The organism is Pectobacterium actinidiae, assembly GCF_000803315.1.
GTDB classification, from domain to species: Bacteria; Pseudomonadota; Gammaproteobacteria; order Enterobacterales; family Enterobacteriaceae; genus Pectobacterium; species Pectobacterium actinidiae.
The window spans coordinates 2,381,188-2,402,064 of record NZ_JRMH01000001.1; the positions used below are offsets into that span (position 1 = coordinate 2,381,188).

The 20,877-nt window shown below is 49.6% G+C and carries 19 protein-coding genes and 1 pseudogene; 3 read left to right on the plus strand and 17 right to left on the minus strand.

The window, feature by feature from the left end:
* Window positions 1–4: 4 nt before the first annotated feature.
* Both KKH3_RS10110 and KKH3_RS10115 read right to left on the minus strand, forming a co-directional pair.
* Complete coding sequence (locus KKH3_RS10110) at window positions 5–1,126, minus strand: ABC transporter substrate-binding protein (protein WP_039358884.1); 1,122 nt, start codon at window positions 1,124–1,126, stop codon at window positions 5–7.
* A 578-nt stretch (window positions 1,127–1,704) separates the two neighbouring features.
* On the minus strand, window positions 1,705–2,445 hold the full coding sequence (locus KKH3_RS10115) for a carbon-nitrogen hydrolase family protein (protein ID WP_039358887.1): 741 nt from the start codon (window positions 2,443–2,445) through the stop codon (window positions 1,705–1,707).
* Window positions 2,446–2,773: 328 nt separating this feature from the next.
* On the opposite strand from KKH3_RS10115, the gene KKH3_RS10120 reads away from it, so the two are divergent.
* A complete protein-coding gene (locus KKH3_RS10120) occupies window positions 2,774–3,439 on the plus strand; it encodes a GntR family transcriptional regulator (protein ID WP_039358890.1) in 666 nt (221 codons plus the stop codon).
* A 20-nt stretch (window positions 3,440–3,459) separates the two neighbouring features.
* Here the strand turns inward: KKH3_RS10120 and KKH3_RS10125 are convergent, their stop codons facing one another.
* Window positions 3,460–3,882 carry a type III secretion system chaperone gene (locus tag KKH3_RS10125; protein WP_039358892.1) on the minus strand — a complete coding sequence of 141 codons (423 nt, stop codon included), beginning with the start codon at window positions 3,880–3,882 and terminating at the stop codon, window positions 3,460–3,462.
* A gap of 35 nt (window positions 3,883–3,917) precedes the next feature.
* Window positions 3,918–9,014, minus strand: a complete 5,097-nt coding sequence (locus KKH3_RS10130; protein ID WP_039358895.1) for an AvrE-family type 3 secretion system effector — start codon at window positions 9,012–9,014, stop codon at window positions 3,918–3,920.
* A gap of 180 nt (window positions 9,015–9,194) precedes the next feature.
* On the opposite strand from KKH3_RS10130, the gene KKH3_RS10135 reads away from it, so the two are divergent.
* Window positions 9,195–10,613 (plus strand): pectate lyase, encoded by a 1,419-nt coding sequence (locus KKH3_RS10135; protein ID WP_039358898.1) that lies wholly within the window; start codon window positions 9,195–9,197, stop codon window positions 10,611–10,613.
* 1 nt (window position 10,614) lies between these two features.
* Entirely contained in the window at window positions 10,615–10,938 is a 324-nt protein-coding gene (locus KKH3_RS10140) for a hypothetical protein (RefSeq protein ID WP_039358903.1), read from the plus strand.
* A 347-nt stretch (window positions 10,939–11,285) separates the two neighbouring features.
* Here KKH3_RS10140 and KKH3_RS10145 read toward each other — a convergent pair whose 3' ends face one another.
* The 13 genes and pseudogenes from KKH3_RS10145 to KKH3_RS10195 all read right to left on the minus strand — a co-directional run bounded on the left by KKH3_RS10145 (window position 11,286) and on the right by KKH3_RS10195 (window position 20,750).
* On the minus strand, window positions 11,286–12,623 hold the full coding sequence (locus KKH3_RS10145) for an ATP-binding cassette domain-containing protein (protein WP_039358905.1): 1,338 nt from the start codon (window positions 12,621–12,623) through the stop codon (window positions 11,286–11,288).
* The gene (locus tag KKH3_RS10150) at window positions 12,616–12,981 is read right to left on the minus strand and encodes a hypothetical protein (RefSeq protein WP_139338647.1); all 366 of its coding nucleotides are present in this window, start codon (window positions 12,979–12,981) and stop codon (window positions 12,616–12,618) included. The genes KKH3_RS10145 and KKH3_RS10150 overlap by 8 nt, the downstream gene beginning before the upstream one ends.
* Window positions 12,982–12,983: 2 nt before the next feature.
* A complete protein-coding gene (locus KKH3_RS10155) occupies window positions 12,984–13,697 on the minus strand; it encodes a cupin domain-containing protein (protein ID WP_039358911.1) in 714 nt (237 codons plus the stop codon).
* A 1-nt stretch (window position 13,698) separates the two neighbouring features.
* Window positions 13,699–14,556: an aKG-HExxH-type peptide beta-hydroxylase gene (locus KKH3_RS10160; RefSeq protein WP_039358914.1), complete on the minus strand. Its 858-nt coding sequence runs from the start codon at window positions 14,554–14,556 to the stop codon at window positions 13,699–13,701.
* Window positions 14,557–14,634: 78 nt separating this feature from the next.
* Window positions 14,635–15,072 (minus strand): IS200/IS605 family transposase, encoded by a 438-nt coding sequence (tnpA, locus tag KKH3_RS10165; RefSeq protein ID WP_039281630.1) that lies wholly within the window; start codon window positions 15,070–15,072, stop codon window positions 14,635–14,637.
* 152 nt (window positions 15,073–15,224) lie between these two features.
* A complete protein-coding gene (locus KKH3_RS22500) occupies window positions 15,225–15,356 on the minus strand; it encodes a hypothetical protein (RefSeq protein ID WP_258305550.1) in 132 nt (43 codons plus the stop codon).
* Between the two features lie 246 nt (window positions 15,357–15,602).
* A pseudogene (locus KKH3_RS21700) lies at window positions 15,603–15,926 on the minus strand (IncC plasmid conjugative DNA transfer DtrJ family protein); the annotation flags it as partial.
* Window positions 15,927–16,229: 303 nt separating this feature from the next.
* On the minus strand, window positions 16,230–17,336 hold the full coding sequence (locus KKH3_RS10170; protein WP_039358917.1) for a harpin HrpZ family protein: 1,107 nt from the start codon (window positions 17,334–17,336) through the stop codon (window positions 16,230–16,232).
* 102 nt (window positions 17,337–17,438) lie between these two features.
* On the minus strand, window positions 17,439–17,831 hold the full coding sequence (locus tag KKH3_RS10175) for a type III secretion protein (RefSeq protein ID WP_234991523.1): 393 nt from the start codon (window positions 17,829–17,831) through the stop codon (window positions 17,439–17,441).
* On the minus strand, window positions 17,824–18,015 hold the full coding sequence (gene hrpT, locus KKH3_RS10180) for an HrpT family type III secretion system protein (protein WP_039358920.1): 192 nt from the start codon (window positions 18,013–18,015) through the stop codon (window positions 17,824–17,826). Before hrpT ends, KKH3_RS10175 begins: the two co-directional genes overlap by 8 nt.
* A gap of 27 nt (window positions 18,016–18,042) precedes the next feature.
* Window positions 18,043–20,112 carry a type III secretion system outer membrane ring subunit SctC gene (gene sctC / locus KKH3_RS10185; protein ID WP_039358923.1) on the minus strand — a complete coding sequence of 690 codons (2,070 nt, stop codon included), beginning with the start codon at window positions 20,110–20,112 and terminating at the stop codon, window positions 18,043–18,045.
* Entirely contained in the window at window positions 20,105–20,539 is a 435-nt protein-coding gene (locus tag KKH3_RS10190) for a type III secretion system chaperone (protein WP_039358926.1), read from the minus strand. The genes sctC and KKH3_RS10190 overlap by 8 nt, the downstream gene beginning before the upstream one ends.
* The gene (locus KKH3_RS10195; protein ID WP_015840423.1) at window positions 20,526–20,750 is read right to left on the minus strand and encodes a type III secretion protein HrpF; all 225 of its coding nucleotides are present in this window, start codon (window positions 20,748–20,750) and stop codon (window positions 20,526–20,528) included. The genes KKH3_RS10190 and KKH3_RS10195 overlap by 14 nt, the downstream gene beginning before the upstream one ends.
* Between the last annotated feature and the right edge of the window lie 127 nt (window positions 20,751–20,877).

Sequence of the window (20,877 nt, forward strand, 5' to 3'; positions counted from 1 at the left end):
CGCGTTAGTTAACCAGAGGCACCTCTGGGTTCACACCCAGCCAGCCCGGCGTGGGTTCGCCTTTCGCTTCACCGACATACAGGCTCATCTGTGCGCGGAAGCGCTCGACCGCACCACGGTCATACATGAAATCAGCAAATGCCTGCGGACGAGTATTGCGGTATTCCCAGATGTGCTTGTAACCCTCTGGCGGGGCAATGTCAGTACGCACTGACCACATACGCGAAACCTGAGTCTGCGTGTACGGATCCAGCAGCCAGCTTAGATACAGCTTGGCGCTTTCTGGGTGTTTAGCCTTTTTGAAGATAGCGGCACGCTGAGCCCAGGACACAAAAGGATCGGACTTCGGCAGAACAAAGCGGGTGACGGAATCCGCAGCCGGAACGAGCGCACCAGAACTGGTAAAGGTGGCGCTGTATTTTCCCGTCGCGATTTCAGTACCGGGTACGTTGGTGCCACGCACGTAAACAGGATCCTGATCCTGCAATTTTTTCACAAAATCCCAGCCGTATTTATCCACGACCAGCTTATACCAAAACAGCACCGCATCGTCGTCGTTAGGATAGGCCAGAATCAAATTGCCTCTCAGGTTCAGACGAAGGTAGTCATTGGCTTCACGCGGCCAGGATTTTTCATCCAGAAGCTGGGTATTGACAAGGTTACTGAACGCGATGACATAGGCACCGATCCACGCCCCGTCTGCATCACGAAATTCCGGGTAAATCTTGTCCCAGCCACGTGGTTTGTAATTCAGCAGCACGCCTTCTTTTTTCCAGCGTGGAAAATTCTGCACCGTTTGCAACTGCACCACATCCGGAATCAAGGTATCGGTCGCCAGCTGGTTATCGATACGGGCGTCATGATATTTGCTGTAATCGACAATCACATTCAGTTTGATGCCAGGAAAACGCTTCTCAAATTCCTGCTTGAAACGCGCCTGCTGCGACTGCACATCACCGCCAGCATAGACCGTGACCGTACCGCCTTCTCTCAGTGCACTCTGATAGATTTGATCCAGCGAACGCGTCTCCAGTTCGACTGCCGCCTGACTTTGCCCGACGCTGAGTCCGGCCATCATGGCCAGCATCAGCACTGTTTTCTTCAGGTACTTCCCAGTGTATTGCATTGTGATTTCCTTCACTTAATGAATAAAACCCGTACCGACAAACGACAACGATAGGCCGTTAAAACGGTAACGGTGTGACCAGCGGTTCGCCATCGAGCGACGCGCAGGATTGGCTTAACGAGATGAGATCGTCAAAAATAAAATCAGAGTAGAAAACCCATAGTCCGTCATTGATATCTCTCCCGTTCGAGGATAATCTCCCCACTTCCATTAGGGTATTTAGCCTTGAGTTTAGCGGATTAAATAAAAGTACATGCGAAGAAAAAACGAACAATATAGTTAAAAATATTGAATGGATAAAATGAGATTACGCTTTCCCGTAGGAACAGGTTAACTATCAGAAACAGATAGAATGGAATTATTTATCCATCGCAATAATTAAAAATTTAATTATATCGAGAAGAATCATACTCACTAAGAACATTAGGATGCTGTCACTCTGCCATCTCAGACGTTGAAAATAGAAATCTAAAAATAAAAGCCTGAAATAATCATCATGAAATTAAAGGTGAGCGCTTATATGCTCACCGAATGCAATAATACATCAGTGTTAATATTCATATAATGACTATTATGGGTTAGGATGAATGATCCTTTTCAATCATCATGACCTTGCCTGTCTCGGTGTCCAGAATAAGCAAGGCTTCTTGTGTTGCATTAGCCTGTATGAGACATTTTCCCTCACGATCCCAAACCGCCGACTGCCCTGCACAGATAAAATTATCGGCTTTTCCAACAGCATTCGCCATCAGAACAAACATCCCATGCTGCCTGGCAATGACAGGATAATGCGCATAAGCCTGCACCACGCCATTAGCGGACTTTGCCACACTCGCCGCATAAAGATTGGCCCCCAATTTCGCGGCCTCAAGTGCATGGGCTGGTTGCAAAGACTCATAGCATATTGCTGGCACAACGACTTTCCCTTCAACGCTAAGTGTCGCTTGCTGCTTACCCTGTTTAAAAAAAGGCATTTCATCAGGATGCAGTAACTGCTTTGAATAAAATAACATCTCTTTTTCAGGCTGGAAGATAATCATGGTAATTTTTATCCCATCGCTGAATTTGACAGGATAACCTACCGCAATAGAAATGCCATATTCATCACTCATTGACTGAAAGACATCAAATTTACTCTCTTCAGATGGCAACGCCACTATTTCAGCTAATGAAGGTTCATAGCCGCTTAATGAAAGCTCAGGAAAGACAATAATATCGACAGCATTCTGTGACGCGGTAATTACCATGTCCTGATGCTTTTTCACATTCTCATCGACATGACCAGCCACGAACAGTATTTGCGCGATACAGATTTTCATTGTAAATACCTTGTGCTTATCTGAATAAACTCATTGATACGTTGTATCAGGAAATATAAATAATTGAAAATAGGAAATATTTATTTACATAGAAGCCGATTTAAATAAATAGCAAACTTAGAATCGTTGTTACCTAACGTACCGCCCTCCGTCCATTGGGACGACACCGTCATCGGATCGTGGAATAGATTATCAGTATCAACTGACCTAACCATAGCGTCTTTGATGCATCATATTGTATATTAACGCCTCGTTGCCGCGGGTCGTTGCGGTATCAACCTATCTCTCTATCTCATCACGTTGCGCAGCGCTTCTCTCTGGGGGAACAGTGAATTATCCAATTGGGCAGATCAATCACAGCTATCTGGGTTCCAGCGTTTATACCATGCTGCGTGAGGCGTTAATTACCGGCCAACTCAAACCAGACGATCGCCTGAGAATACGCGAGCTTGCCGCGCAGGTTGGCACCAGCGTCACACCGGTGCGAGATGCTATTCTGCAACTGGCGAAAGAACAGGCGCTGGTGCTCAAAACGCCGCGCGATATCCGCGTTCCCCAATTGACCGAAGCCCAGTTTATCGAGATCCGCACATTGCGGCTGGCGCTGGAAGGTACGGGAGCTGAACAGGCTGCCACGCACATTACGCCGAAAATGCTGGAACAGATCGAAGAAAATATTCGCCAGAATCGTCTGGCGATTGATGACAAAAATCTACGGGAAGCGCTGCGGTTAAATAGCGAATTTCATCTGTTTCTGGCACAGGCGGCGCGTATGCCGCTGTTGACGCAGTTTATCGGTAGCTTATGGATGCGCACGGGCCCGCTGATTGCGCAGGCCTATGCACATTTCTCCGTGCAGATGGCGATCGAACATCACGAAGAGGTTTTCGCGGCGCTACAGCAGCACGATACCCGCGCCGCCAGGCGGGCTATCCAATCCGATATTCTGGACGGCAGCGAAACGATGCTGGCCTTTATTGCCATCGACCAATAGTGTGCCGTGGCTCAACCACGCTATGCCGCGATAAACCGTGGTAACAAGCCGCGAATCAGCAGTCGGGTCTCTTTGGCCTGGCTGATAAAAGCAGGCAGCAGCGCAGTAAAACTCGGTTCATCCAGCGATTCTGCGGTGTGCTGCGTGCACAAACGCAGCGTGGCATTCTCATCCAGCGCCAGCCAACAACCTTTCATCGCCGCCATTTCAAAGTTAAGCATCAGCATGAACTGATACACCGCCGTGTTAACCGGCTCCTGAAATCGCATCACATCGCTGTGTAATAGCAACACGCCGCTGCTGGCGGGGACTTCCAGCACCACCGCCTCCTGACCGTCAGGTTCGCGTAGTGCGCAAACGCCGTCCTGCAAGCCCAACTGGGTACGACTGAGCGCACCGTAATGGCGTAATAGCCGCGTAATATGCTGTTGTGTGGGTGTCATCCTGTTCTCCTTTAATCACCGCATGTTATTTACGATTAACCGTTAATTTGCAGGCCTTCCTGCTGAAGCTGTTGCAATGCGTTGGCAGTAGCCGGATTGGCTTTGGCAATCTCGCCGCTCAGTTTGTAACTTTGCGGTACGGTTTGATCCTGTCCGTAGCTAAAGCTGACGCTGCCGAGCAGTTTATTCATACTGACGCCCGCGCTGCTTGACGCGTTGATGATGACCGCCGGGGTATTGAACCCCTCGCTCTTCTTCACCGCCTTCGAGACGTCAATGCTGGCAAGTCGCAAATTATTGCCATCTTTAAACAGCGCGATGACGTCATCTTTGCCGTGCGTCTTGTTCTGAATACCCTTCTCGATCTTTTCCCGCACATCGTCTTTTAGCTCTAGTGCAACCGTCACCGAGGCTCTGTCGTTATCCTGTAAGCGACTCACGATATCCTTCAGTGCCGGGTTGTCGGCGATCAGTTGATTGATGCGATCGGCATTGCTCGGTGGCAGAGAAGAAAACAAATGGTTACCGATAACCTGAAACAGCCCGTTTTCTGTCAGCTTGCTGAGATTGGTGTAGGACGTTGTGTGCTTGACGCTATCGAGCGTGGCGCCATCACGCTGCGCGACATCCTGCCGCACGTTCAATTTTTGCAAGCTCATCAATCCCTGATGCTGATCGTCGGTTTTTGCCGTTTTACCCGCAAAATGTTGACTCAGGATGGCAAGCTGATCGTCCGGTTCTGCGATTTTTTTCACACTGTCGATCAGGAGCTGACTGGCAGGATCGTTAAAGGCAGAGTTCAGCGTTTTAGTCAGCGCATCGATATCTTTTTTCTCCAGCGGTTCGGCTTTCTTCATGCCCAGGCTGATCGATTGGTTCGTGCGCGAATCTACCGCCACATTCACCCCGATGCTGGCCGAAGTAAAGAACGGGACGGTGCCATCTGGCGTGGTTCTGGCAGCACCCGCGCTGAGGGTCGCGTTGGCCCCCATCGCTCCCTGACTCAGGAAGCGCAGGCGGTTGTCCGACTCTGTATAGGTGGTGGATTTCTCACCTTGCGCGACGCTGGACGCACTGCTACCAGACAGCACATTGACGCTCGCCGTCAGGCCGACGGATCCGCGTAGTGTGGCACTGGTGGGTGCCGCGCCTTTTTCCGTCAGGTTGATGCCACCACGCAGTTCCAACGCCCCATTACCATCCAGATTGAAGCTGACCGTTTTACCCGCCTTAACGCTGTGCTGCTCCCCTTTATCCAACAGGGCAAGCGGGTTGATCGTGCCGCTCGACAGGCCGTCAATAAATCCGGGGAGTTCCTCTTCACTGAGGGTAAAGTTCAGGGCGTTTTGCTGTGCGACTTGCAGGCTGGCGGATACGCCGAAGGAAGCACGGACATCCGGTGCAAAACTGTGTTTACTGTTAATGTCTTGCGTCATCTGCGCCGAGGTTTTCCCTGCCAGATACTCGCTGACGTCGTATCCGCCGGAATAGCTCACTTTCCCGGTAATGCCGCCCGAACGTTCGAAAGCGACATTGATGCCGTTTTCACCACGGGAGAAACTCAGGTTGTAATTTCGTTCACCGCTGACGCCACCGCCCGGCACCGGAGGGAAAGGCAACGGTGTACCGCTGACCACAAACGACATGGATGCCCCGCCGCCATAGGTTCGGTTAAAGGCAATACTTTCGTTGCTATCCAGCGACAGCACGGTCGACTTCATTTTGTCGATCATGTCCGTCTGGCTGGTCGCCTGCATCACGGTTTTTGAGGTTACGCTGACGGCGTTCTCTTCTTTCCTGAACGCCTTCATAAAGGTTTTAACCGAATCGTAATCCGCCTCCAGCGACTTATGATTGGTGAACCCCATGTCGGTCATCTTCTTAACCGGGTTTTCGCCGTAATCTCCCTGCCGCAGCGCGTTAAGTTCCTTCATCATCGATGCCAGTGCCGCCTCACCCGGCGATGTGCCGGATAGCGCATCGATTCGATCGGTCAACTTATGCAGGTCTCCCAGCACCAGGGTATCCAGCACCAGTCGCGTTTTTGCCAGTGACAGCGCATCGCTGGTATCCCGCTGCTGCCCAAACGCTTCGCTATTCGGCTTTTGGGCTAGTGGCGTTTTACTGTCTACGAAGGTTTTTAGTAGCGTCGCAGCGGTACTTGTTTTTGATGATGGATGGCTTTCCATCGCCGCCAGCAGCATCGGAGCCAGATCTTTTTCTCTGCTATGCAGGCTGGCGGGCTTGCCTTCCGTGTTCATCACGCCGTTATCATTCACGACGCCCTGCTGTCTGCCGATAAGCAATGCCGCCTTGGACGAGCTGCTTTCCAGTTCGGTATGGAACTGTTTTAACAGGCTAACCAGCGGTTTCCCTTTCTCCCCCAGATCCAGCTTGTCGATCTTCGTCGCCAAATCCGTCACCGTTCCCTGCGGCTGACTGGCCGTCGTATCCAGTTTTTTTAGTAATTCGGTCTGCATGTCGTACACCGGTTTCAGGCCTTCACGCCCGTTGAACTGGTGCTGAACATGGTCGGCAAAGGTTTTTATCGGTCGCGGCATGTCCAACGTGAACGAGACAATATGGGCTCTGACCAGATCGGACAGTTTACTTTTAACCTGCTGCGACTCTTCACCCGTTTTCCCCAGAACCTGAACATCGGCCTTAACCGTGACTCCGGTTAACGGTATCTTCATGCCCTTTGTCGCCACATCCAGCCGGCCAAACACCGTTTCTGCGTCACGAGGCTCTGCGGGTAACGATGCCTCTCCTTTTGGCACAGTCGTTTTCCACGCGTTCCCTTGCTGGGTGTGTAATTCATGCTCGTCATGCGCAACCTGCAAATGATGCTGTGCGTCTGTGCTCAACGAACTCACCTTGCCCTCTACTGGCGTTTTCACCTGTTGCCATTGCGCACTGTCGTGATTCGCTGCATTTTGCCAGTCGGTTTTCGGCAGTTGAAAAAGCTGCCCGTCTTTATTCAAGACAAAGAGCGTTTGCTGGTGATCCAGCGTGATGTCCTGTATCTCACCGGACAACCCATTTTTAGGCAACGCCAGCGGTGGCGCGGCGATCTTATCCGTTCCTGGCTTGATTTGGTGGAAATGCAGATCGCCCTGCTTATCGACGGCAATAAATTTATTACGGTTGATCACCGCCATCGCCGAGACGCCATCGTCCTTGTCAATGCCGGGGAGCGCGGTGCCCGCAGACGGCGTCATACGCACCTGCGGCAGCGCAAATACGGTGTTGTCGCCGTGCGTAAACGTATCTGACTTCTGATTGATAGACAGCGGCGTGATTTCACCGTCTTTCAGCGTGTAAGCCTGATTGTCCAGCCCGCGCTTTAGCTGACTGGCTTCAACGCTGGACGCCTCCCAGTTCTTGGTATTGCCGTTATAAAATTGGACTTTCCCGTCCTGTAGCCCAATTTGTCCCAACCGTCCTAGATCTAAGGTGTCTTTCGCCGCAAGTGCCGTCGTGGTTAGCCCCAGTTTATTGTCCACCACCAGACTGTCGCTCAGGTTCCATCCCGGCGTTGGCGACAGCCCACTTTGCCCCAGAGGCGCGACGTGTTTTTGTCCTTGACGATCGGTGGCGAGCGCCTGCGTCTGACCGCGTTCATCATGGGCAAATCCGGTAATACGATGGTCGTCGCCCAGCACCGCATTCAGTTCTGGCGTGCTGGCCGGGGTTAATGTGACGTGCGGTTCACCCGCCTCAGGCAGCGGTGCGTGGTAAAGCTTGCCGTCATTATCGGTAATCAGCAGGTGTTCTGCGGTTAACCCCACCGCTTTCGCATATACCGGTTCGCCGCTTTCCAGTTTGAGATCCACAGGCTGCGGTGTGGCCTCCAACGAGCTCATCAGATGCAACTGCGTAAGGTGATCTTGCTCGGTCAGCACGGCCGATTGCCCGTTCTGATTGGCAGAAAACGCCGTAATCTTATCGCTGAAGGTGGATGACACGCTGCCCGACGACAAGTTGCTCAGCGTGTGGTCGTCTTTGACTGCATACAGTTGGCCATCCCCCTGTCGGGATAACTGGCTGTGGGCGACATCGCTGGTTTTCTGCCAGACGCCAAACTCGGTATTTAACGCAAAGAGCTTGCCGTCATGAAGACGCAGTTGCTCACCCGCGCCTGACGCGGAATCGGGCTGTCGGTGGACACCGGTTAACAGTTCGTGGTTCATACGCCCGGATAGCGGCACACTCGTAGATTCGCCGGAGGTTGTTTTCACAGAAATACGTTCCGGCGTGGACGCTAACTGTACGTTATTCGCACTCAGCTTGCCTGTTGGCATCGCACTGCGGCCGCTGCTATGGAGCGCGATATGCTGATTTCCATCGCTTTGAATCACGAACAGCCGCCCTGATTTGTCGGCTAACGCGTGCTGCTGCGCATCCTGATTTTCATGATGAGCGACGAACGGCTGGCTATTTTTCCCGATAGTCTGTTGCAGCAGCGTGGTCAATGCTTCCGGCAACGCCTTACCAAGCTGAAGTTTGCCATGGTGGTCAATTTTAACGCCAAAATCAGGTGTGGACGCAGAACTCGCAGAGTCACGGAGTAACGGCGATGGTTGACTCTGAAAACTTAACCGATCGCGGCCTCTGGTTATGGATATACTCGGCTCTTCGGCGATCGGCGCACGATGTGAGTGAGTGGGAGAAAGGGACTCTCGCGGAGTGAAGAATCGCTCGCTGTCGCTACCAGACTCGCTATGGCGCAGTGAACTGGATGCGGTATGAAAACTATCGTTGTGCTCAAGGTAACGGCCAGACAGGCTACTTTCACGAGAAAGCATCGGCGTATCGCCAAACCGGGAAAAGCTTTGGATCGGTCCGCCCGATGCCAGCGAATCACGCGGTAAACCCTGGCGCATCCCTTCCGATGAGAAAAGCTCGCGCAGGGTGGTCGAGCGTGAGTCCTGGCTCTTCACCGAACTACGGCTTCCCTGCTCCAGTTCGGGCGGTTTATTTTTATCATGCAAACCTTGTTGAACCAGAGACTGCGCGCCTTTCTGGCTCGCACTGGTGCTCGTGCTCTGCGATAACGATGTTTTCGCTAGCGTGGCAGGTGCAATTTCCGACGTGGATAGGCCGGGCTGAACATGCTGGATTTTCTGCATAACAGGTTCCAAGAATGATGAAGTGATCGTGTCAGTTAAGTGGTCATGTTCTGCTTTCGGTTCCCGATATCTTTCTCCTCCCCGATCGGGAACCACATCACCCCTTCCCTCACTTAATACGCAACAGACGTAAGCCTGTTAATGACTCATCACTATTCACTTCACTTTCAAGGAGATGTTATGGCTGATATGACGATTACGCTCAGCATACAACCCGGCGCAGGACTGTCATCGACAGGTCTTAATTCCCCACTTTCGGGCAGTAACAGCGGAGCTTCACCGCGTTCTGCACAGCAAGATAGCCAACTTATGGAGGCGCTGGGCACATTGCTCAGCGCGCTCTTGCCTAATGCACAGAATACGCCATCCTCAACCGATGGCGGCACGCAGAGCCAGCCAGGTGCAGGCAACAGTAGCAGCTCGGCGTTAGGGCAAAACGGCAGTCCTGCCGATATGCTGATGAAACTGCTGGAAACACTGATTCAGGGCAAAAATGGTCAGGACGCGGGAAACCCTCTCTCTTCCGGTACGGCAGGCGGCAACGGCGGTGCTTCACCGCTGGCGGGTTCATCCGGCACGGGCGGCGCAAGCGGTACGCAAAATCCAGAAAATCTGAGTCGCTCTCTACTGCAAGATTCGGCGGGCAGCGCATTAGACAATGCCATCAGCCCAACGGCAGACGGAGGGGGACAACTGAGTAGTAACGATCTGTTGAAAGCGCTGCTCGAATTGATCGGTAATCTGATGGATTCACAGAAAGGTGAGTTCGGTCAGCCGCAAGAAAAAGGACAATCACAAGGTGGTGGCGCGCCGTCTGTGGGCGCACCGCAGGCTTCATCCGGTGGTGGCTCTGGGTCACCTGCTGCGCCGTCTTCACCCGTTGGCGGTAACGGTGGCGCAGCACCTGCTCCACTAACGGCCGCCCCAACCCGCGTTGATGGCGGTTCAACGACATCACCCACGACGTCAACAGCAGGCGCTGGCCCGGTTGCATTCCCAAAGGCCAGCGGTGATGCCACTGTGGTCAATGACACTATCAAAGTTGGCCCCGGTGAAGTCTTTGATGGCGGAGGTAAAACCTTTACCGCTGGCAGCAAATTAGGCGACGGCGGCCAGGCTGAAGGTCAGAAGCCAGTATTTGAACTGGCTCCGGGCGCAACGCTAAAAAACGTGGTGTTTGGTGATAATGCAGCGGATGGCGTACACGTTCGCGGCGATGCCAAAATTGACAACGTACATTGGACCAACGTGGGTGAAGATGCGCTGACGGTGAAATCCAACACGGGTAAACCTGCCAATGTTGAAATCACCAACAGTAGCGCTCAGGGCGCTTCCGATAAGATTTTTCAGTTGAACGCGGATGCCAACCTGACCATCGATAATTTCAAAGCGAAAGATTTCGGTACGTTTGTTCGCACCAACGGCGGACAACAAGGTAACTGGAACTTGAACCTGAGCAACATTGACGCAGAAAACGGCAAGTTCTCGTTCGTGAAAAGCGACAGTGAAGGGCTGAACGTCAAAGGTAGCAACATCAACCTGACGAACGTCAATAATCACTACAAAGTGCCGGATTCCGCCAACTTGCAGGTGAATTAAGATGCCAAACACGATGACCTCTCCCGCCCCGACACGCTGGGCGGATATCGCCAGACAAGGCGGATACATTACGCCGGCGCAACGTGAATCGTTCGCTCAGGCTATCCATTTAGTGAGAACACAGTTGAACACGGTGCTCAGCCAGTCAGGATCGCTGCGACGGGGTGAGTTCGAGTTCGATGCCTTTGTGGATTCACTGGAGCAGGATTTCCTGCATCAGGCCGACATCCATACGAAGAACGGGTTGCATAGCGACGTGGCACAAACCTCGTTCTGGGTCGCTCGCCTGATCGCCGATCGCTTTATTGCAGTGCGCCAAATGTAACACTTGCGCCATACCGCACCGGGGAAAAGCCAGCCAGGGCAACTTGCGCTGGCTTTTTTTAGCTCGAGGAACCAGACATCCGGTGTAAGTACCCCATCGTCCCTCCTGTATGTTTCTGGTAAAAATAACAGAAACACGAGTTAGGATTTCCAGAGCTAATAGATCTAAAATGTATAAATTGGCTCAAGCATCTACCTTATAGTTCAGTCGCCCAAAAAGATTCCTTATCTTTTTTGCATTTGAAAAATAGAAAAAACCTAACCCTACGCCATGATCGTAATAAGCCCAACAACTCATCTCTGATAGCTCTTTTTCTGCCCCCAATTATAGAGAGACATTCATCTAATTCACTGTACCTTATGGCGTATTTCGATGATTAAGTTACTTAGTGACAAAATATTGAGTCGCTCATCAATTTCGCTTGTGTTGAAAGCATCTAGATTTGCATCCCACTCATCTAAAAGGATAATACGGTTCCGTATCCCTGATAATGATTCAAGTTGATACAATTGTTTTTGTCCTGTGGAGCCAGGCACTGTGTCATCATCTATATCAATGCCAGGACCAAAAAATAAAGCATCGGAATGTTGGCTCTTCAAATATTTTATGAGCGATGATTTACCTGCGCCATTCGTCCCCATGATCAATATCCTTCCATTAGGATTACGATCAATGAAATTGTCACCTAAGATATCCTGTACGTTTATCTCATTCCCATTATAAAGATTGGTAATTGACAATTTCACAGGATCAATGTTAGCAAGATAATCATAACCTTTGAGTGTTGTAGAAAAGGAATACAATTTTGTAACTTTTCTCTTCAACAATAAAATCTGGCTTGTACTCATACTTGCAGCATGAATGTTCTGGAACAACTGTAAACTTCTTGGCAGTACAGCAACCAGCGCACCGATAGCGACTTCATTCACTGAAACCTGATAATATGAAAACCCTACCAATAATGGAATAGAAATAAGAATAGGCGTACAGGAAATTATCTGCTCCAATAATTTGTACGACTCTTTTCGCTTGAAATAAATAGACGCTTTCTCTCGGGTTAATGACTGTGCAGAAGCCAAACGCTCTCGATCACCATAGAACATGCTATCCCATATTTTACTCAAAAAATGCAATGTCGTGATTTTATCATTTTGCATATTTCCAGCCAATCCCCCTATCTTTCCTTTTGCCAGAAATAAGAGCATGACTGAAAATAACATGCAGAATACAATAACCCCAGCCAACTCCACGCCCAAAATGACAAATAGTGCGATAGTAGTGAAAATGACGTTAAAATATATGGCGAGAATCTCAACAAACTCAAAGCCAACCTCATCAAAAGTGCTAAGCGCTTCACCACTGAGCCATAGTTGAGTTAATTTTTTATTCTCATCCGTCGAAAGTGAATGATTACGAGAAACACTTTCCAAAGTTGATAGATAATATTTTTGCCACAGCGAATTCGATAATTTAACACGATAAAATAAAGACACCGAACCCAAAAAATAAGCAATAAAAATAGAAAAAAAGAACAACCCAGTATAAAAAAAAGCCCCAAAGGAGCTTAAATTAATATTTTCTCCAGCTCGACCAATAAAATAGGTCGATAATCCAACAAGTATTTGCTGAAGGCAGACAAAGCCAACGCTGATTATAAAAAACTTGTTAAAGAAAACGTTATTCATATTTTTTAATGATTGTCCCTGTTAGCTTCAGAGCATGTAACATACGGGGTTTGAGATGCGATGGCAAATTATCTACTATACTATAAATTACGTCATCTGAGTTTTCAACACCCAATTGATGAAAAATTTTAACTCTATCTTCTTGATTGTAAGAAGCAGCAAGGCAGGACAATATAAGTCTTTGCTCATTGTTATCAAATAGAGGTTTTACTTCATCAATAAAAAACTGAGATGTTTTACGCAATGTTACTGCGGAGACTACTTTTACTTTTCGTTTCTTTTCATCTTCCGTAGTTGCCAAGTTAACATATTCATTGAGTAATTCTATATTTTCCGAATGATAAATCATCTTTGACAATTTTAGAATGAACCAAATTGTTCAGTTAATGAAAGCTGTTTTAATTCATGCAACATTTGCTTTCTACACTGAACAGAATCGATCATATTTAAAAGTCTAAAATATTTTATTTTCTTATTAAACATAATATCAGTCGCAGAGTGATTAACTCTCAACCCAGGAGGAAAGTAGTTAAGCTGCGGAGACAATTCCATGACTGGATGAGTCCTTACTATCAAGCTGACTGTCGGTTTTTCTAAGTGAAGAACAGCATGTTTTTCCTTTCTGCCATAGGGGATGACCCGGCAGTCTCCTTTTTTACTGATATAGGCCTCAGTGAGTTTGATGTCACCTAAACTAAGGTTATGGCTAACTTCGTCGGTTTCATCAAATGAATATATCGCATTCAAAGAACTTCCTTCAAGCTGTAGCAGAACCCCAGAAAATCCATGATCATGAATTGAGGTATCATTATCCCACCAATTAAGTACCTCAATGTAAAAACGAGAATTGTCGAAAAGTTTCAGGTGTAACTCAGAGAATTCAGAGACTATTTGGATTTTAGACATTTCACTATTGTCTAAAACGTCGATTAGTCTAGTAAAAGAAAAGAGAGAGGTTAAATCAATCTTATCTAACTCTGATTTTGCGATATCGGCGAAAGTGTAACAACTATAGTCATCCTCACGCCACCTAGCATCAATATTTCCTGCCAAAGACTTAATTAAATTTAACATATCACACCTCATGGCTAAGATTGTTCTGAGCTTTTAATAAAAAATCTCTGGTTCTTTGGGTTATTAAATCATTCAAATTTTTCATTGCTAGTGTTTCTGCAATAGAGTTCATTGTATTATTCTTTAATATATCAGTAGCAGGATGAATTGTAACCATATCTGATTCAAGATAATTTCTGCGCGCATTGAGAATTTCATGAGAGACAAGAATGCTATGCACAACTTTATCCAATGGCCTTCTTTTCCCAAGTAGAGCAGACATTGAATAATTTTCAGGCTTAACGATTTCCTGATAGTTAAATTGCTCGTGGCACCGCTCATCAATAAATAACAAATGGTGCGTCAATTCATGCAACAAAAATTCTGCGACATCATGAGATGTCAAGTCGCCATGACCACTAATCCAGATACTGCCTATTGCAGTTGAAGAAGAACCACCAAATGATGCAGTATTAAATTCATTAGTAGATTTCCTGAAAAAAATTGTGTGGATAACCAGAGCAAAGATTAACTTAATATCAGCATTGCTACTGGATAGTTGATTGTACCCTTTTATAATGAGTTCAGAAAGTTCTCTGTATCTCTCAACACTATGCTTATCGCCTATCATTTTTAATTGATTTAGATCATCAAGCTTGCTTGGTTGATAGGCATTTTTTAGCGCATTTATTTTTTCATCATCGACAACAATGATGTTCTCGCTCACGTTAACAGGTTGATAAGGCTGGTGCTTCTGAATAAATTTCAAATAGAATGGTTTAAGCTCATGAGTATTTTTAACTGATTTATCCCCGAGGAATGGCTGGGATAAAAGATAGACATTTTTAACTAACTCTTGCTTACCAAGGATACTTAACATATAGGCTCCAATAAGTAAAAATCCACCTCTTGAAGAGGTGGCTTTAAGTGGGGCCCCTAGAAGGGGGCCTTGTCCGTTTTAATCCTGCAATAACTCCATTTGCTGTTCGTATTCTTGGTCTTTCTTATCCTGATGCCTCACGTAACGTCTGATAATTTCTTCGTTCACTCCCACCGTGTCCGCAAAGTATCCTCTAGCCCAAAAGTGATTGCCCCACAGTTTCTTTCTTATATGCGGGAATTTATTGTAGAGACGAATTGCCGTGCGCCCTTTCAGGACGCCCATTAGCGTTGAAATTGAGAGTTTCGGTGGAACCATCACGACAAGATGAACATGGTCTGGTTGAACATTTAGTTCCAATATCTCGCAATCTTTCATATTGCAAAGTATGTAAATCGAACGGTAAAGCTCTTTCCCTACTGTGCCCGTTAAAATCTTGTAGCGATATTTTGGGGTCCAAACCAAGTGGTATTTGCAACGCCAAAACACATGTGCTGAACTTCTATAACTGCTCATGTCAGTGATTTCCTTCTTACTTGTGGTGAGTAAGCTGGAATTTTCTGGCATGGGCTTCCTTCAGGCTATAGCCTCACAGGGACAATCACCACCTCCCGAGGAGGTGGTTTAAGGCTGACAATAAAAGCACCCAAACATCGGGTGCTTATTGTCTACGCATCAAAAGCAAGCATGTTCATTGGCCCAAGAATGGATACTTCTTCACTTTCCATCTTGTTAACTTGATTTTCCGTTGCTTCAATTTCCATTTCCTTCACTGAATTAATCAGATCTTGAATATCCATAGTGTATTACCTCATATATGAAATTTAATACCCATGCAAAATCACCGGGCATTTCGACACTACAAAAACAGACCACAAAAGTAAACAAAAAAAATACAATTAATGTCAAATTAAATAACAAATAAATATAATAATTATGACCAAAAAAATATCATCAAAGTAATATCAACTGATATTATTTTGATGATTAACTGTGGGGGTGAGTTAATTCCTTCCGTTATCCCAACGCTGTATTCATTGAAAAACTTAGAGCAGAATGGAGTACTGAAGATACTTCTTAAAAGCACCAGTAACGATCGAAAGCACAATACCCAACAACACAGCTGCGGGTAAGAGCGACAGATTCGACCACACAGCAGTTGGTCAGGACAAATACAACATACAGGGGACATACATAGCAGGCTTCACAAACCGCTTAGCATGATAATGGATAAAACAGGATTCGTAGCCAGCGCCGTAGAGCCGTAAATCCCCATGAACCAGACCATCAGCGCCCTCTGTCACTCCAACCATGATAAAAGGCGGTACAGATAGCACCAGAATGCCAACCTGTATAGCAAAAATGATCGTTGAAGTGACACAGTAAATTTGGCCACCTGAATTGGGGGGATATTCTTACCTCAACACAAAACAGGTGACTTCATGAATAAGAAAATAAAGCGTACCTTTTTCCCCCTAGTTCAGACTAGAAGGTGATCTACTTATTACTGATAAGGGGTATTCATGTCGCGTAAAGGATAGCAAGCGAAGTGAAAACGCAATAATGCGGAGAAATAACTGAAATCAGGGCAACCAATTAATTAATAATTAATTTAATTATGATTAATAACCAGGGAGCAGCGCTTCCGCCCTGCTCCCTGTAGTTTCTTCGCTTTAGCTGGAGAGCTTTTGCAGCCCCATATTAACGATACGGTCACCAATCATCGACGCATCAATGCCCAGAGACGCGCCGCCGTTGCCGCGAGCGTGCAGGTTGGTATTGCCGGTATCGCCCGCTACCGCGCTCTTGATCATGCCGACCGCCTTCATGAATTTATCCATGCTGCCTTTGGTCATGCCATCATCATCCGGCTTGCTCAGCGCTTTCGCCCAGGATTTGTCATCCTGCTTTGCCGTCTGCCAGTTATCTTTCTGGTATTCCGGTTTACCGAAGACTTCAGGATATTGATCCATAAACTGACCAATTTCTTTCGCCATCTTACGGTCTTCTTTATCGACGAAGTAACGCGTCGGACTGTCGTTGTGCGTGCTAATGTTGTTCAGTTCCTGCAAACCGGCTTTTTGCCCAACGCTCATCCCCAGTGTGTTGCCCAGCTGATTAAACGCACCCGCGCCGCTCAAGCCTTGCAGGCCGTTGTTGCCCAATTGCAGCGGTGACGTTTGCCCTTTCGTCTGGCTCAGACCATTGCCCAAAATCGCGGACAGCGCATCGTTTACGCCTTGGGTATACGCAGAAATTTCCGGCGACGTTGGCTGTTTGTTGCCGAAAAGCCCACCTTGCTGTTGTGACATACCACCGCCCAGCAGATCCTCCAGGGCGCTAGACAGGAGGCTGCCCATCATCGCGGCTGGGTTCATGGCATTCATACCCGCACCTAGCGCCCCGCCCAAACCACTGCCGAGCGCACTGCCAAGGCTACTGCCGAGACCGCCGCCCAGGCCACCGCCCAGCAAACCGCCACCGAGTCCACCTAAACTGCTGCCCAAGCCACCGAGCCCGCCGCCCAATCCTTGTCCCAGTAAACCACCACTCAGTCCGCCTAAGCTGCTACCCATGCCACCACCCATCATGCTGCCCATGAACATCATGGATGTCATAATGTCGGACAGCTGTTCTGCGATGTTGCTAAGCTGACCACCCAGTGCTGACTGCGACGACGATGCGCCATTTTGTGAAGACTGAGGTTGAAATAAATCGCCGTTACCGCTTGCTTTGATCGTGATTTGCAGAGAAGTACCGCCACCAAGAGAATTAAGCATAATGTTTCCTCAATGAATAAATGGGTTATGAAAGCGCCACTGGATGTGCGGTTAACCCGCGTAATTGTGACTCTCCCCCCATTAAGTGATTTTCTTGCCTGCTCAGTTCCCCCCGTACGCACGAAAACACATGACTTTTTCATGGTTCAGCGCGTCGGCAGACCGGCCAAACGCCACAGTTTCGTCGATTGCCATCGCTGAATCAGTGAATGTGGATAATGGCCGACGTAACCGCAGATGTTGCTGTTCATCCAGGCTCAGGCTAATAGCAAACAGTGCGTCAGCCTCCAGAAAGCGACGTTGTAAAATTTGCCGCAGCATTCCGGGGTAATGTCGGGCAGGAGCCAGCGTTAAGGTGAGCGTCGCCTGCCGCGCCGACACAGCCGTAAACCACAGCGTGACGCCCGGCTGTACCGTCCAACAAGCGGCCGGCGTCGTTTCCAGCGCCGTGAGAAAGTCATGCTGATTGTCGAATTCCGCTGCTGGCTCACTCATCCACGCTGACCCTGCTGTAATCCGCCGGGCCGCTACGCAAATCGGGCTGCCACCAGATGATTAATTGCCGCGTTTCCGGCTGCGGACGGCAGGTCACCGAGGCGCAGTTGGCGACCTGGCGCGGGGCATTGCAGGCGCTCAGCAAGAGTGCTATCAGCGCAGCGGACAGTGCTTTATGATTCATGACAACTTCCTGTTTTAATTGAGATCGCTACTGAGATATCAGCAGATTACGTCGGGCTGGCTGGGGCGTTAGCGCGGGCTGTAAAGCCAGGAAAACCTCGCTGGACTCTCCCGGTGCCAGCGTGGTTTTCGGCCACACGGCCACCGCCAGCGTGCGGCTGCTGGCACAGGCAGCTTCATCAAAACGCTGTGGCTGTGTGCCGCCGTTACGCACGACACCGACACTCAAGCGCACCTGACCGTTGCTGTACCACTGATAGCGCGAACTGTCGTAGATCAGACCCGACTGTGAACGACATACCTCTCCTAATCGCGCACCTTTGCTGTCGGCCTGAAATCCGGCAGGAAGCTGGCGGCTGGCGAGATCGCGAAATGCACCTTCAATTAGGCTGTAGAGATCCGTTTTACCGTTGCGCTGCGCGACGCGATTCATCGCACCATTCAGCTGCTGGCGATTAGCGGAGGAAACATAGCGCGTGGGATCGGTTTGATCGCCGACCAGATGTGGTGTCAGGATAAACAGGCGTTCACGACGGGAAACTTCATGGCGCGTCGAGGTAAACAATTTCCCCAACAACGGGATATCCCCGAGGATCGGAATGCGACGATCGCGGTCACCGCTCTCCTCAACGTGGAAACCGCCCAACACCAGCGCACGGTTCTCGCCAATCAGCGCCTGCGTGCTGACGGTGCCGCGTTTCACACCGGATGCTTCACCTTCACGCCCCGTTTCCACCTGACCATCTTCGATATCGATAACCAGTTGGATGCTGCGCTGTGCGCCTTCGCCGATCACACGCGGCGTCACTTGCAGACTGGTGCCAGCGGTCACGGGTTGAATATCCGCGACGCGCTCACCCGTCGCCGTGATGAACGCCGTCCGGCTGAAATCGACAATCGCGGGCTGATTTTCCAGCGTCAGCACGGAAGGATTAGCAACGATGGAGGCCGTTCCTTCCCCTTCCAGTGCCTGAATATCGGCGAAGAAGCGTTTGAAATCGCTGACAAACAGGGTGCTCCGCCCCATCATCATCGTGCTGCCCGCGCTCACATTGCCGAGCTGTGCCTGCCAGTTTGCTTCCAGCCGTGACAGGGCGGTCCGGTCGACATCCAGAATAATGGCATCAATGTTGACCAGATTTTGCGGTACGTCGATATGCTCGACGAGCTGCTGATACTCCGCGCGGCGTTTTTCGTCATCCCTAATCAACAGTGCGTTATTACGCACATCGGCGGAAATCTTGCCGCTCAGCGACATGCGGCCTGATGCCTCACCGTTACGACCAGGGTTGTTACGCGTTGCCAGCCGGGTCATCAGCGAACGCGTACTGTCCCGCATCGCTTCCATGCCGGTATCCGGCTGCACGGGCATCGGGCCGGAAGCGCCCGCCGGTGCTGCGCGTTGACCATCCATCAATTCATTAAGAATGGTCGCAACGCCGGGAATGGTGACTTTTTGGTCGCGATATTGCAGTGTCCGGTCGGATACCGAGGCATAGCGCAACGGAAAAATCATGACCTTGCGCCGTTCGTCCTGCTTTTCCCGCTGCTGGCTGAAATTACGAATCAGATCGATATACGCCTGCGGGCCGGTGACCAGCACTACGCCCTCTTCTGGCAATTCACCCCAGCCGAAGCGCGCATCGAGCAACCCGATACCGCTGAGCGCCTGTTTGATATCGGGCGCGGCGTCTGGGGAAATCTCCAGCCGAACCGACGCCTGTTCATCCTGCGGGCTGACATAGAGCGCATTGTTATACACAAACCACTGAAAACGGTGCTCCAGCGACAGCCTGTCGAGAAACAGCGCGGGGTTATCCGCCCGAATTTTCGCCGTAACCTCATTGTCTGCAATATTGCCCAGCACCAAATCCACGCCGTGGCTGTTGGCAAAATCCGTCAAAATCGCAGACAGCGGTGTTTGCTCGGCAGAATAGGCATACGCGCCCTTATTCCAGTCGGGTGGCGTGGCGGCGTGCGCCAGCGAAACGATCCCGTTCACGGGGATAATCCCCATCAGCACCACCGCCCAGCAAAACCAGCGATAGGCCGCCAGCAAAATGCGATATGATCGATAATGCTTCAGTCCCTTACGCATGTCGTTCTCCTTGCAAAAAAGCCAGCGTGTTCAGATTCAGAGGAGCGGGAACGGGCGCTTTCACACGCGGTGTGAGCAGGCTCAGCCAGACGTCCCGTTGATTCAGTAAGGTTTCCAGGCTGCGGCACAGTTGCATGACGTCATCGGCATCAGGTCGCATCCAGAGCCAGAACTGTTCATCCTGCGGTGAGAGTGACAGTATGGCGGTGTCATCCTGAAACTGGGCGTGGGCGGCGTCAGCCAGTTGTAATGCACGCGCCAGCATCGGCTCATCCGGCAACGTGCGCAGCGGAATGGCCGCGCGGCACGCCACCCCCGATGACTGCCGCACCATCGCTACCGCGCCACCATCAATGTCCAAGTGCAGCGTCGGCGTCCCGCCGTTTAGCCAACGCTCCAGCATCGCGGCCAACTCAGTTGAAGTCATTGATGATGGCCTTTGCCAAGCCGTGTTTAACGCTCAACAGTTGCCCGACAGCCCAACTGGCATTGGAATAATCCATGCTGGCTTCAAAAAAGGCGTAACTGTCAGCCTGACTGGCTCCGCCTTCGGCAACATTCAGCGCAATATCATCAAGTTGCTTCTGCGAATCGACCAGGTGCGCGTCAAGGCGACGCTGAATGGGGTTAAGGGACATAGCACGTTCTCCTCATAAGGTATTTTCCTCACAAACGGTTTGGGTCGTTGACCTGACGTTTTGGCCGTTAACCTAAACGTTCTCGTCATTGACTCAATAGTGAGTGGTTAACCCGGGCGTGCAGTTC